Origin of the sequence: Promineifilum sp. (SeqCode) (genome assembly GCF_041918635.1) — a bacterium.
In the GTDB taxonomy this organism is placed as follows: Bacteria; Chloroflexota; Anaerolineae; order Promineifilales; family Promineifilaceae; genus Promineifilum.
This window is the reverse complement of the sequence record NZ_JAYRVJ010000075.1, coordinates 1-13261: the sequence shown is the minus strand read 5'-3', so window position 1 is coordinate 13261 and position 13261 is coordinate 1. Positions and strand designations below refer to the sequence as shown.

Annotated in this window: 9 protein-coding genes; 7 read left to right on the top strand and 2 right to left on the bottom strand. The window is 66.2% G+C overall.

Annotated features, from left to right (window positions below):
• Positions 1-269: 269 nt before the first annotated feature.
• The 3 genes from ACE3UY_RS02510 to ACE3UY_RS02500 all read left to right on the top strand — a co-directional run bounded on the left by ACE3UY_RS02510 (position 270) and on the right by ACE3UY_RS02500 (position 5484).
• Positions 270-1703 carry a hypothetical protein gene (locus ACE3UY_RS02510; RefSeq protein ID WP_374685976.1) on the top strand — a complete coding sequence of 478 codons (1434 nt, stop codon included), beginning with the start codon at positions 270-272 and terminating at the stop codon, positions 1701-1703.
• Between the two features lie 344 nt (positions 1704-2047).
• Entirely contained in the window at positions 2048-4315 is a 2268-nt protein-coding gene (locus tag ACE3UY_RS02505; protein WP_374685975.1) for a hypothetical protein, read from the top strand.
• A gap of 35 nt (positions 4316-4350) precedes the next feature.
• Entirely contained in the window at positions 4351-5484 is a 1134-nt protein-coding gene (locus ACE3UY_RS02500; RefSeq protein ID WP_374685974.1) for a pentapeptide repeat-containing protein, read from the top strand.
• On the opposite strand, the gene ACE3UY_RS02495 is transcribed toward ACE3UY_RS02500, so the two are convergent.
• Positions 5481-6188, bottom strand: a complete 708-nt coding sequence (locus tag ACE3UY_RS02495; protein WP_374685973.1) for a hypothetical protein — start codon at positions 6186-6188, stop codon at positions 5481-5483. The genes ACE3UY_RS02500 and ACE3UY_RS02495 overlap by 4 nt on opposite strands.
• 245 nt (positions 6189-6433) lie before the next feature.
• Complete coding sequence (locus ACE3UY_RS02490; protein WP_374685972.1) at positions 6434-7681, bottom strand: cysteine desulfurase-like protein; 1248 nt, start codon at positions 7679-7681, stop codon at positions 6434-6436.
• A gap of 204 nt (positions 7682-7885) precedes the next feature.
• On the opposite strand from ACE3UY_RS02490, the gene ACE3UY_RS02485 reads away from it, so the two are divergent.
• The 4 genes from ACE3UY_RS02485 to ACE3UY_RS02470 all read left to right on the top strand — a co-directional run.
• Positions 7886-9067 carry an acyl-CoA dehydrogenase family protein gene (locus tag ACE3UY_RS02485; protein WP_374685971.1) on the top strand — a complete coding sequence of 394 codons (1182 nt, stop codon included), beginning with the start codon at positions 7886-7888 and terminating at the stop codon, positions 9065-9067.
• A 390-nt stretch (positions 9068-9457) separates the two neighbouring features.
• Positions 9458-10546: an iron ABC transporter substrate-binding protein gene (locus tag ACE3UY_RS02480; RefSeq protein ID WP_374685970.1), complete on the top strand. Its 1089-nt coding sequence runs from the start codon at positions 9458-9460 to the stop codon at positions 10544-10546.
• Positions 10547-10876: 330 nt separating this feature from the next.
• Complete coding sequence (locus ACE3UY_RS02475) at positions 10877-12568, top strand: ABC transporter permease (RefSeq protein ID WP_374685969.1); 1692 nt, start codon at positions 10877-10879, stop codon at positions 12566-12568.
• Positions 12552-13261 (top strand): ABC transporter ATP-binding protein (locus tag ACE3UY_RS02470; RefSeq protein WP_374685968.1); only part of this gene is annotated, 710 nt, incomplete at its 3' end. The genes ACE3UY_RS02475 and ACE3UY_RS02470, both read left to right, overlap by 17 nt.

Below are 13261 nucleotides of genomic sequence, written 5' to 3'. Positions count from 1 at the left end.
TCGCGCGCGAACACGCACCGCCAGAGGCTCCGCTCCCTAATCGCCACCTAAACACCACTAGCCCCCTCCCAATTCCCCGCTACAATTCGGTCGTTGGCCAATGGCCGACCCGATGAGGTAACCGTTTGCCCAAGCTAATGAAAAGATCACCGACGGCTGCTCCAAAGCCCGCCGATTCCCCTCTGGAAAAATCTGCCCAATCTGCGAAATCTGCGGATGATTTCTCTTTCAGACCCGTCGCGCTGTTCGTCCTCCTCCTCATTCTGCTGATGGCCGGCTGCTCCCGCGCGGGCGAGGGGGACGCGACGGCCACGCCGACGGACGCCCCCACCGCCGCCGTCACCCGCACGCCGCGGCCCACCCCGACCATTACCCCGGAGCCAACGCCGCCATCGCCCACCGTCACGGTCGGCAACCAGACGCTCGACGAGAGCGGCGTGCTGACGATGGAGCAGGTGACGCTGCCCGCCCCCGGCTGGCTGGTAATCTACAACACGGTGGATGGCGCGCCGGACGACGTCATCGGTCAGACACCGTTGACCGCGGGCGTCCACGAGGCGGTCGAGGTGACAGTGGACACGCGCGCGGCGACCGAGACGCTGTTTGCCGGGCTACACCTGGATGTGGGGGCCGAAGGGGTCTTCGAGTTCCCCGGCGAGGACGAGCCATACCCCAACGAGCCGGAGGCGGAGTTCACTGTGGAGTTGGCGCTGCCGCAGCCGGTAGTGGAGGTGGTCGATCAGGAGGTGGGTCAGGATGGCATGATCACCCTGCCCCGCGTCGAACTGCTGGAGCCGGGCTGGGTGCTCATCCACGCCGAGGAAGACGGCCAGATCGGGCCGATTGTTGGCCAACTGTTTCTGGAAGCGGGAACCTACTCGAGCGTCACGATGACCATTGACTGGCGCAAGGCCACGCCGACGCTCTACGCCGTGCTGCATGAGGACGGCGGTGAGGAACGCCGCCTCGACCCGGCTACTGACCTGCCGCTGCTGCAAAACGGCCGGCCCGTCGTCGCCAGCTTCAAGGCCATTTTTCCGCCCGACATCCTCGTCTATGACCAGCCGATCATCGATGGCGCGGTCACCATCGAGCGTGTGATCAGCAACGGGCCGGGCTGGATAGCTGTCTGGGCCGATCAGGAGGGGCAGCCAAGCTTCATCATCGGCTCCGCGCCGCTGGTCGATGGGCTAAATGAGCGGGTGACCGTGGAGTTGCTCGACTCGGCCATCACCACACAACTCTACGCCTGGCTGCACAGCGACACGGAGCCGGGCGACGACTTTAACTACCCCGGGGCCGACCCGGTCGTGCGCGACGGTGGGCGGATGCCGCGCGCCACCCCCTTCCGCACCGATCAGGTCGCGCAGGCCATCGTCCGCGACCAACCGTTGGCGGACGACAACAGCCTGAGCGTAGCGGTGGTGGTCAGCGCCGCCAATACCTGGGTAGCTGTCCACGCCAGCGCCGACGGTCAGCCGGGTGACGTGCTGGGGCGGACGCTCGTGCCGCCGGGCATCAGTCGGGACGTGGTCGTGACCCTGGATCCCGCGCCGGCCGCCGGGCCGGTGTATCTGGTGCTCTATGAGGACTTGGGCGTGCCGGAGTCATTCGAAGCCCCTGGCGCCGACCCGGTGCTGGCCAACGACGACAACCGGCCGATCCGTATCCCCTTCACGGTCGAGCCAGCCGCGGGCGAGTAGAAGAGGAAGCCATCCGCAGATTTCGCAGATTGGGCAGATTTCCAGAGAGATGTAGACCAGTTCTGGGTTATTCACCGTTAGCCCATATGCCCTTCTGAGCCAATTTCACGCGGCCTTTATCGCCGCGCCCCCAACATTTCACGTACATTTCATGTTCTCTTGCGCCCGGCTGTGGCACTATTTCAATGACCTGACAGCCGTCTTTCCTCGTTCTTTGGCGGCGGTTCTTTAGGTGTGTCGAACGAATTCAGCAAGAGCCAGCGTGGCGGCCACCCGGCCCGCCTGCCGTCCTCGCGCCTGTGAAACTATAGTGTGATATCCCGGATGCCCAAGGAGTTCTCCCGATGGCTCTCAGTTCCAGCAATACACAAACACGCGAACTGACTGAACTGCGCAATCATCTCAAGTGGCTCGATGAGGAGCGGCGCAAGTCCGGCCGCAAAGTGACCGAGTTGGAGCAGCGCCTGTCGCAGCAGGGCCGTGAGCTTGTCGAGCGCGACCAGAAGATACAGGAACTGGAGTGGCACGTCGCCAGCTTCGCCGAACGCTTTGAGCGGCTGCCGGAGCGCGACCCCAACGCCGCCGGCCAGGAACAGCGCCTGCAAGACCTGGAGTGGCAGCTGTCGAACCTGAGCGGCCAATTGGCTCGCCAGCCGAACCTCGAAGAGGAGCGGGCGCGCCTGAAGGACGAGATCGCCCAGGCGCTGGCCGCGGCGCAGGCGCGCCTCCAGGCCGAGCAAGCGCAGGTAGAAAGCCGCTTGCAATCGGAGGTTGCCGATCTGCGCGAGGCCGAATCTCGTCTGGCGACACAACTGGTAGCCTTGCAAAAGTCCATCCCATCGACCCAGAGCTTCGAGAATAGCCTGCTGCCGCTGGCGTCGCGCCAGGAGCAACAGGCCGAGGCCTTGAGCCAGATCGAGAGCCGGCTGGCGGCCGAGGCCGGCGGTCTGCGCGAGGCCAACAACCGTCTGGCGGCGCAGTTCGAGTGGTTGCGGGAGGCGCTGCCGGGGCCGCAAAACATCGAGGATAACCTGTTGCCGCTGGTCTCGCGCCAGGAGGAGCAGGCTGAGGCGCTGACTCAGGTGAATGGGCAGATCGCCATGCTGAGTGAGAGCGTGGGCCAACTGTCGGAGCAACTGCGCGATCGCACCGTTACCCTGGCCGCGGAGTCGCAGACCAACTTCGCCTCGCTGGCCGCGCGCTTCCAGGAGCACGTTGGTACGCTGGCCGAGGAGTATCGGACGGCAACCGACGCGCTGGCCGAACAGTATGAGGCCCGCATGGCCCTGATGTCGGCCGAGTGGCAGGAAAGCTTCGACGCGCTGGCCGGCCGCACGCCCGAGGTTCCACCCGAGTTCCTGCGCTTTGAGGAGCGTCTGGGCGAACTGTCGGAGCGTTTGAACCCCCTGACCGATCGGCAAGCAGAGTTGGCTAACATTCTCGGCCAGGTGGACGACCGGACGATGGCCGCACTGGAACGGCTGCCGCAAGTGGATGCGCAACTGGCGACCTATGAGCAGCAGAGCGAGGCGCTCAGGGCGCAGATGGCCCAGTTAGAGGAGAGCATCGCCAAGGTCGGCAACATCCGCGAGGTGATGCCACTGTTCACCCGGTTGGAGAATGAGCTTGAATTTCGCCAGTCCGAAGACGTGCGTCTGGCCAACCTCATCAGCGCTCAGGAGGGCCGCTTCGTGCCGCTCAACAACACGCTGACGGAGCTGCACGATGGCAACGTGACCCTGCTCAGCCGCCTGTCGGACGCGGAGCGGACGGTCGAGGAGTTGCGCCGCGCCGGCCAGGAGTTCAACGATCACTGGAAGCCGGTGCTGACGGAGATTGGCCGCCGCGTGGGGCCGCTTGGCGAACGTCTGACCGTGCTGAACAACAACATCCTGAAGGCGGAGGCCAGCCTCCAGACGTTGGCCACCGACCAGACGGAGATGCGCGACATGCTGACCAACCTGGCCGCCGACCAGCAGCGCGGCCAGATTGAGACCGGCCGGCAGATCGAGGCGTGGCAGACGACCATCGACGAGCACAAGGACACCATCGAGCGCTTCACGCAGCAGTGGATCACGCTCAGCAACCAATACAAAGAGGCGCGCATGGCTGTCCAGAACTTCGCCCACTGGCAAAAGCAACTGGAGCAGCAGAAGCGCGAGGCGGCCGAGCTGCTGCGCGTGGAGTCCAATCGCATGCAGGGACGCTGGGAAGGCTTCCTGGTCGAAGTGCAGGAGAAGCTGAAGAACTTCGAGTTGGAATTGGGTCAGAAGTGGCAGACATTCGAGTTGGAGAACGAGCAAAAGTGGGTCTCGGCCCGCCGCAGCGAGCAGTTGTGGCGCGAGGAACTGGGGGCCGTGGATGAGCTGATCCAGAAGTTGCAGCAGGACAATCGCAACCTCATCTGGCGCGTCCAGGCGGCGCAGGCGGACGCGATCAAGAAGTGGCCGCGCCTGCTGATGGAAGAGGTGGAGAAGGCGGTCGAACTGAACCCGAGCCGGCGGCTGGCGACGGCCGGCGGCGCGGCCCGGGCCGACATGAGCGTGGTCGACGCCATCGAACAGGGGTTGATCAAGATCGACTATAGCGAGGATACTGCCATCGACCTTTGAGCGATAGGCCATCTTCCGGGAGACAATGAAGTAACATGTCGAATCAGCAAAAGGGCCCAAATATCCAGGTCGTCGTAATCGTTCTGATCGTCCTCGCTGTCTTCTTCGGCTGGCTGGGCTACCAACCGGGGACGCTGCTCAACGAGTATGCCCGCGGGCTGGGGCTGACCCTGCTGGGCGTTGCGCTGGTGGTGTTCATCAACGACCGGCAGATGCGGCAGCGCGAGAGCCGTCTGACCGCCTACCTGGAAGCTCAGCGCCAGGCGCAGGAAGAGGCGCAGCTGGTGCGCGAGAGCCAGTTGCAGAAGACGCAGTTGGTGCGCGAGGTAGCCAGTGGCGATCCCGGGCTGGCCGCGCGGGCCATCAAGGAGCTTGACGCGCAGGGGTGGCTGACCGACGGCACGCTGTCGAACAGCCACCTGGCCGGGGCCAACCTGCAAGGGGCGGGCCTGGGCTGGGTCAATCTGTCCGGCGCTTTTATGAGCCGCGTCAATTTGCAGGACGCCGACCTGGCCTACGCCAACTTCAGCGCCGCCAATCTGGGCGACGCGCTGTTGGGTCGCGCCAAGCTGGACCTGGCTAACCTGACCGAGACCGATCTGCGCGGCGCGGACATGAGCCTGTGCTCGCTGAACGAGGCCGACCTGACCGGCGCGACGCTGGATGGGGCGATACTCAGCGGCGCGTCGCTGGTCGAGGCCAACTTGAATAAGGCCGCCGCCGAGCGCGTGGCGCTGAATGGGGCCAACCTGGAGCGGGCCAACCTGGTCGAGGGCAACTTCAGCTACGCCAATCTGGAGCGGGCCAACCTGAATGGCGCGAACCTGGGCTGGGCCAACCTGAGCAAGGTCAATCTGGAGAAGGCCAATCTGGCCGAGGCCAATCTGAGCGGAGCGAATCTGGACGACGCCCGTCTGCACGGGGCCAACCTGACCGGGGCGTTCCTGTTCGGCGCGCGCGTCTCGTTGAAGGCGCTCTCGACGGCCAAGGCGCTGACCAATTGCACCATGCCCGACGGGACGAAGTATGAGGATTGGGTGCGCCGCCAGTCGGGCGAGTACGTGCCGCCCACGACGACCAACGGCGGCCCGACACCCTACGCCACTTCGCCGAGTTACAGCGTAGCCGATTCCCCGCTGGATTACACGCCGATGCCGGAAGAGGTTTAGACCTCGGAAGCGGCGAGACGCCGGAGCGCCAGCGCGATCTCCGGCGGTGTTTTGTGTCGGGCGAGTGGGTTCAACCAGAGAACCGGCTCGCCCGATTGGCGTACGATGACTCCACTCAGCCGGCCGTACTGTTTCAGGAAGTCGGCGGCGCTCTCGAAGCCGCGCCGCGTGAAGAACAGTTCGGTCTTGTGCTCGGCCAGTTGGCGCAGCGTTGCCGCCGCCTGAGCCACATCCGCTTCGACCACCCCTTGTTCAGCGATCAGCCACAGCAGGTTGACGATACTCGGCGGCATCTGCCCCACCTTGTCGCCCAACACCGCCACTAACTTGGCAAGGCGCGCCGCGGCGTCGCCCGCTTCCAATTCGACGCCGCGCATGCGCCGGACTTCGACGTTGAAGGGGGTGTGGGTCTTGAAGGTAACAGTGAAATCGGGGCCACGCTGTTTGGAAGCGGCGTACTTTTCGTACTCCACCACGAATCGCTCGTCGCGCAGCAGCAGGGCAGCCGTCTCCAGTTCGGCGCGCAAGTCCTTCTGGCCCGCTTCGTCCCGCGCGTTTCTCAGCTTGGCGCGAATCTTGCCGCGATAGAAGTGGGCGAAGGTCTGGAAGCGGCGCGAACCGCGCAACCACCTTTCCAATTCGGGGTAGAGGGCAGGCTGCTGGTCGCCAAAGAAGTAGTCGAGCAGGTCGTCAGGGGCGGCCATATGGCGAAGTCCGGCCGGCGTGGCCCCCAGAAAAGCCAAAGGCCCTGTGTTTCCACAGGGCCTTTGTTTTGCACCGTAGCACTACTAGCTCTCACGAGGAGGCAGTGCTACGGTGCAGGTTAACTGATAACTACTCATAGACACCACCTCCTTAAGGTTAAGATAGCGGCGCAGCGTGGGCTGCTTGAATAATGCGGCGATTATGGCATACGAATTGACGTATGTCAATAGGCATTCATCCGGCGCTACAAATCACGGCCGGCCAACTCCGCCAGCGCCGCGAACAGCCGGTCGATCTCCTCAGTCGTGTTGTAGTGGACGAAGCCGATGCGCACCAGTCCCTCTGGCTCCTGGCCCAGCCGCTCCATCGCCGCCAGCGCGTAGTAATTGCCGTGCCAGACGAAGAAGCCGCGCTCGCCCAGATAGGTCGCCACCGCTTCCGGCGTGCGGCCGGCCAGGCTGACGGCGAAGGTCGGCGTGCGCCCGGCCAGGTTCTCCACGTCGGTGATGCCGTAGACGCGCAGGCCGGGGATGCGCGTAGCCCCGCGCAGGAAGTGCTCGCTCAACGTCGCCTCATAGGCCCTGATCGCCTCCATGCCCCGCACCAGGCGCTCGCGCCGGCTGCCGGCCGGCCCGCCCACGCTCGCCAGATACTCGACCGCCTCCGCCACGCCGCACAGGCTCTCGAAGCTCTGCGTGCCCGTCTCCCACTTGCCGGGCGGCTCGTCGGACGCCGGTCGCACCTTGTAGGCGGTCAGGCTGTCCAGCAACTCGTATTTGCCGTAGGCGACGCCGGTGTGGGGGCCGAAAAACTTGTAGACGGAGCAGGCGAGAAAGTCGCAATCGAGCGTCTGCACGTCGATGACGCCGTGGGGGGCGTAATGGACGGCATCGACATAGACCAGCGCCCCGGTGGCGTGGGCCAACTCAACTACGCGCCGCACGTCGCTGATCGTGCCGACGGCGTTGGAAGCGTAGTTGACGGCCACCAGCCGCGTGCGCGGGGTGAGCAGCGCCGGCAGCGTGTCCAGGGCCAGCGTGCAATCCTCCGGGCGAAAGTCGAGCCAGCGCACCGTCGCGCCGCGATCCTCGGCGGCCAGCAACCACGGGGCGATGTTGGCGTCATGGTCGATGCGGGTGACGATGATCTCATCGCCCGGCTGCCATGTCCGGCTGATGGCCCGGCTGAGGCTGAAGGTCAGGCTGGTCATGTTCTGGCCGAAGATGATCTCCTCCGGCCGGCGGGCGTTGAGCAGGTCGCGCATGGCAGCGCGGGCGGCGTCGCTGGCGGCGTCCGTCTCGCGGCTAGTCAGGAAGGGGCCGCCGTGGTTGCTGCTGCCACGCCGCAGATAGCCGCTCAGGGCGTCGATGACGCGCTCCGGCGACTGCGTGCCGCCCGGGCCGTCGAAGAAGACGGCTGGCTGGCCGTCAACCGTGCGCCTGAGGGCGGGAAATTGGGCGCGTAGGTCGTGGGGGTCAAGGGGTAGGCTCATGTGCTTCTCCTGTGCGGTGGAATGAGCCGGATTATACCGCTTGACGCCCTCTCGGGGCTAAGCTACAATGCCACTATAACGCATTGCGTTATATCGCGGCTGGCCCGGCGAGGGGGCCGCGCGTCATTCCAGCCGTCCGGCTCCGTATCTGGGCGGTTGGCGCTGTCCCATCTGCACCACGCCTGGAAAAAGGAGAACGCAAGCATGAGCGCCAATGGCAAAAACTCGATCAGCTTCATTCTGAGCGAAGAGCATCAGATGATTCAGAAGTTGGCCCGCGACTTCGCCCGCAACGAGATCGCCCCCAAGGCCGAGCATTACGACAAGACCCACGAGTATCCCTGGCCCATCATCCGCAAGGCGCAGGAGTTAGGGCTGACTTCCATGGCCGTCCCCGAGGAGTATGGCGGTCTGGGCCTCAGCCTGTTCGAGGAGTGCCTGGTGCAGGAGGAGTTGACCTGGGGCTGCTCCGGCATCACCACGGCCATTGGCGTCAACAACCTGGGCATCCTGCCCCTGATGATCGCCGGCAGCGAGGAGCAGAAGCACGAGTACGGCGGCCGGCTGGCCGGCGGGGAGCTGTGCGGCTACTGCGTCACCGAGCCGGAGGCGGGTTCCGACGTGGCCGGCATCAAGACGACGGCCGTGAGCGACGGCGATGGTTACATCCTCAACGGCGGCAAGACGTTCATCACCGGCGCGACCAACGCTAACTTCTACACCGTTCTGGCCTATACCAACCCCCAGGTGCGCGACGACCGCCGCCAGCGCTACACCGGCATGAGCTTCTTTGTCGTTGAGCGCGACTGGGAAGGGGTCAGTGTCGGCAAGCCATTCGAGAAGATGGGGCAGCATGCGTCGGACACGGCCGAGGTCGTCTTCGACAACGTGCGCGTGCCGGCCTCGCACCGGCTGGGTGCAGAGGGCACGGGCTTCGCCACCTCGATGAAGGTCTTCGACAAGAGCCGGCCGACAGTGGCCGCGGGCGCGGTCGGCGTGGCCCAGCGGGCGGTGGACGAGGCCATCAAGTACGCCCGCGAGCGCATGACGATGGGCCAGCCCATCTGGCAGCACCAGGCCATCGGCCACATGATCGCCGACATGGCGATGCAGGTCGAGGCGGCGCGGATGCTGGTCTGGCGGGCGGCCTGGGACTACGACCGCGGCGAGCGCAACACCGTCCATGCCGCGATGGCCAAGGCTTACGCCGCCGACATGGCGATGAAGGTGACGACCGACGCCGTCCAGGTCTTCGGCGGCTACGGCTACATGTCCGAGTACCCGGTGGAGAAGCTGATGCGTGACATCAAGATCTACCAGATCTACGAGGGCACCAGCCAGATTCAGCGCAACATCATCGTCCGCGAGTTGTTCCGCGGGCGTTAGGCGAGACGTGTTTTGGCTCGGCCCTTTCCCCTTGTGGGAGGCCGGAGCTGTCTTTTCCATCAGCGCGCCCCCGGCCGGCAACGGCCGGGGGCTTTTACTTTCCCCTTCGGCAACTTGTCGGTTAACCCCGCTCAACATTCGGCCCTGCGGCGGTTAATTTCTGATTGATCGCTGCCCATTGATTTGCCCCCCGGTTGCCCGCATAATGCATCGCGTGGCACAGGTTGGTATGACTGACGAGGTCGCTACGCAGGTGGATAACCTGTGCCTCAGGTTGTTCACCTGTGCCACAAACTACCGCCCTGTAGCGCGGGTTTCTTAACCCGTGGCGCACTGGCCCGGGCTAACAGCCTACGGCTACCATTCCCCATTTTATAGGAGACAGTAAGCGTGAAGAAGACGCTGCCCTTGTTTTGTGTTTTGACCGCCCTCTTGGCTGGCCTCATCGCCTGCGGCGGGACGGCCGGCGTGACCCCAGCGGCCGAACCCACCACCGCCCCCGCCGTCGCGACCGCGCCGGCTGAGAGCGGCGCGGCCGGCCGGCTGGTCATTTACTCCGGCCGCAGCGAGACGCTGGTCCAGCCCCTCCTCGACCAGTTCGAGGCGGCGACGGGCATCGACGTGGAAGCGCGCTATGGCAGCACGTCGGAGATGGCCGGCGTCCTGCTGGAAGAGGGGGCCAACAGCCCGGCCGACCTGTTCTATGCCCAGGACCCCGGCGGGCTGGGCGCGGTGCAGGCCGCTGGTCTGTTCCAGCCGCTGCCGGAATCGCTCTTGAGTGGCGTGCCGGAGCGCTTCCGCGCCGCCGACAGCAGTTGGGTGGGCATCTCCGGCCGCGCCCGCGTCGTGGCCTATAACACGTCGGCCATTACCGACCCGGCGGCCGAACTGCCGGCCGACATCTATGACTTCGTAGACCCGCAGTGGCGCGACCGGCTGGGCTGGGCGCCAACCAACGCCTCGTTCCAGGCGATGGTGACGGCCATGCGCACCGTCTGGGGCGAGGAGAAGACGCGCGAATGGCTGGAGGGCATTCGCGCCAATAACCCTATCTCCTACGAGAGCAACACGCCCGTCGTCGAGGCCGTGGCCTCGGGCGAGATCGACGCCGGCTTCGTCAACCACTACTACCTGTACCGCTTCCTGTCGGAGCAGGGGGAGACGTTCGGCGCGCGGAACTACTTTCTGCCCGGCGGCGGGCCTGGCTCGCTCATTATGGTCTCCGGCGCGGGCATCCTGAAGACAGCCCCCAACGCCGCCAACGCGCAGCGCTTCATCGAGTACCTACTGTCGCCCGAGGGCCAGACGTATTTCGCCACGGAGACGTTCGAGTATCCGGTCATCGAGGGCGTGGCCCTGCCAGCGACGCTGCCGCCGCTGTCGGCACTGGAAGCGGTGGCCGCCCACGTCACCCCGGCCGAATTGGCCGACTTGCAGGGGACGCAGGATTTGTTGATCGAGTTGGGCATCATTGAATAGAGCAGAGGAGCAGGGGAGCAGGGGGGCAGGGGGAACCTGTTCCCCTAATGGCTAACGACAGAGTCCTCATCCTCAGATGCGGACGCGCCGCGAAGAGGTGCGCATCTGAGGATGCGCACTCCGCTTCCCCCCTTCCCCTGCCCCCTGCACCCCCGCTCCCCTGCTCCGCATCTGAACCACGGTTAAACCCAAAGATCGCTGCCCGCAACTTGTGGTTTAACACGCACCGTTGACCCATCCGTTGGCCGCGCCTTATAGTACCGAGTATAGGAAGAAGTAGACTACACCTCTTTCTCCAAAAATCTGCGAAATCTGCGGATTCTTTCTTGCATGAGCATCTTCGAAGTGGTCAACGGGCAGGCATGGCGGGGCGCGCGGCGGGAGCGTGATCGCGCCGCCGTCGGCGGCTATCGCCGGTCACTCTCCGCCTCGACGCTGCTCCTGCTGGCGGCCATCCCCGTCGTCGGCCTCATCCTCATCGTGCCCGCTTACTTGTTACTGCGCGCCGCCGGCGCGGGCGCGTCCACCTTCGACACACTGCTCTCGCCGCGCACGTGGGCCACATTGGGCAACACGCTGCTGCTGGCCGGCGCAGTCGCGGCCACGTCGGCGGTCGTCGCCGTGCCGTTGGCCTGGCTGACCACCGCCGCTGACCTGCCCCTGCGGCGCGTGTGGTCAGTGCTGGTAGCGCTGCCGTTGGTCATCCCCAGCTACGTCTCCGCCTACCTCTACGTGTCGCTGCTCAGCCCCCGCGGCGTGGTCTACGGCTGGCTGGAGCCGGCCCTGGGCATCGACCGGCTGCCGTCCATCTATGGCTTCCACGGCGCGTGGCTGGTGTTGACGCTCATCACCTACCCGTTCACCTTCCTGTCCGTGCGCGCCGCCCTGCAACGCCAGGACCCGTCGCTGTTGGAGGCGGCCCGCAGCCTGGGCCTGTCGCCGCGCCGGGCGTTCTGGCGGGTCACCGTGCCGGCGCTGCGGCCGTCGCTGGCCGCCGGCAGCCTGCTCGTGGCCCTCTACGTGTTGCGCGACTTCGGCGCGGTCAACCTGCTCCAGTTCGGCACGTTCACCCGCGTTATCTACAACCGCTATCAGGCTTTCCGGCTCGACGAGGCCGCGGCCATGGCCCTGCTGCTGGTGGGGCTGATGGCCGTGCTCCTGTTCCTGGATCATCGCGGGCGAGGGCGCGCGCGCTATGCCCGGCTGTCAGCCGGCTGCGCCCGCGCGCAGCAGCCGACCCACCTGGGCGTGTGGAAGTACCCGGCGCTCGGCTTTATGGCGCTGGTCGGCTTTATGGCGCTGATCGTCCCGGCCGGCGGGCTGGCCTACTGGCTGTGGCGGGGATTGAACCAGGATTGGCTGGTGCGCGATCTGGGCGGGACGCCGAACAACGTCGCCTCGCTGGCGGCGCTCGTCCGGCCGGCGTGGCACTCGCTGGCGGTGTCGTTGGGCGCGGCCGTGCTGACCATCGCCCTGGCGCTGCCCGTGGCGGTGCTGGCCGTCCGCAAGCCGGGGCGGGTCTCGCGCTGGCTGGAGCGGCTGACCTACACCGGGGCCGCTCTGCCGGGTATCGTCGTCGCCCTGGCCTTCGTCTTCATCGGGGCCAACTACGCTCCTGCGCTCTACCAGACGCTGCCCATGCTGCTGGTGGCCTACGTCGTCCTGTTCCTGCCCCAGGCGGTTGGCTCGGAGCGCGGTTCCCTGTTGCAGGTGTCGCCCAGCCTGGAGGAGGCCGGCCGCTCGCTCGGCCGCCGGCCGGGGGACGTGTTCCGGCGTGTCACGTTGCCGCTCGTCCGGCCGGGGCTGCTGGCCGCCGCGGCGATGGTTTTCCTGACAGTCATGAAGGAGTTGCCGGCCACGCTCATCCTCAGCCCCATCGGTTTTGACACGCTGGCGGTGCAGGTGTGGGCCAACATCGGCGAGGCGTTCTTCGCCCGCGCCGCCGCCCCGACGCTGCTGCTCATCCTGCTCTCCTCGGTTCCCCTGGCTTTGCTCACGTTGCGGGATGGCCGGCGCGATTAACGTCCCCACCGCCTCGCCGGTGGCTACGACGTCGCCGGTTGTCGAGACGCGCCCGGGGCGGGGGCGGATCGCCCTGCGCTGCCGCGGGCTGAGCAAGCGCTTCGGCGCGCTGCCGGTCGTGCGCGACCTCTCGCTGAGCGTCGCGGCGGGCGACATCCTGGCTTTGGTGGGGCCGAGCGGCTGCGGCAAGACGACGCTGCTGCGCCTCATCGCCGGGTTCGAGCGCGCCGACGCCGGAACCATCGAGATCGACGGCCAGACCGTGGTCGATGAGGGGCGTCACCTGCCGCCGGAACTGCGCCGCGTGGGCATGGTCTTCCAGGACTACGCCATCTTCCCCCACCTCAGCGCCGGCCAGAACGTCGGCTTCGCCCTGGGCAAGGGACGGGCGGCCGGCGTGCGCGTGGCCGAGTTGCTGACCTTCGTCGGCCTGCCCGGCCGGGAGGCGCGGATGCCCCACGAACTGTCGGGCGGGGAGCAGCAGCGCATCGCCCTGGCGCGGGCGCTGTCCACGGAGCCGGCGGCGCTGCTGCTCGACGAGCCATTCTCCAACCTCGACGCCGCGCGGCGGGCCGAGGTACGGGCCGAGGTGCGGGCGCTACTGAAGGCTGGGGGCGTCACCGCCGTGTTCGTCACCCACGACCAGGAAGAGGCGCTCTTCCTGGGCGACCAGGTGGGCGTGATGCGCGACGG

Coding starts and splice junctions, on each gene's coding strand:
- ACE3UY_RS02485 (WP_374685971.1), top strand. CDS start 7,886: ATGAGCGCCAATGGCAAAAACTCGATCAGCTTCATTCTGAGCGAAGAG.
- ACE3UY_RS02505 (WP_374685975.1), top strand. CDS start 2,048: ATGGCTCTCAGTTCCAGCAATACACAAACACGCGAACTGACTGAACTG.
- ACE3UY_RS02490 (WP_374685972.1), bottom strand. CDS start 7,681: ATGAGCCTACCCCTTGACCCCCACGACCTACGCGCCCAATTTCCCGCC.
- ACE3UY_RS02510 (WP_374685976.1), top strand. CDS start 270: ATGGCCGGCTGCTCCCGCGCGGGCGAGGGGGACGCGACGGCCACGCCG.
- ACE3UY_RS02500 (WP_374685974.1), top strand. CDS start 4,351: ATGTCGAATCAGCAAAAGGGCCCAAATATCCAGGTCGTCGTAATCGTT.
- ACE3UY_RS02475 (WP_374685969.1), top strand. CDS start 10,877: ATGAGCATCTTCGAAGTGGTCAACGGGCAGGCATGGCGGGGCGCGCGG.
- ACE3UY_RS02495 (WP_374685973.1), bottom strand. CDS start 6,188: ATGGCCGCCCCTGACGACCTGCTCGACTACTTCTTTGGCGACCAGCAG.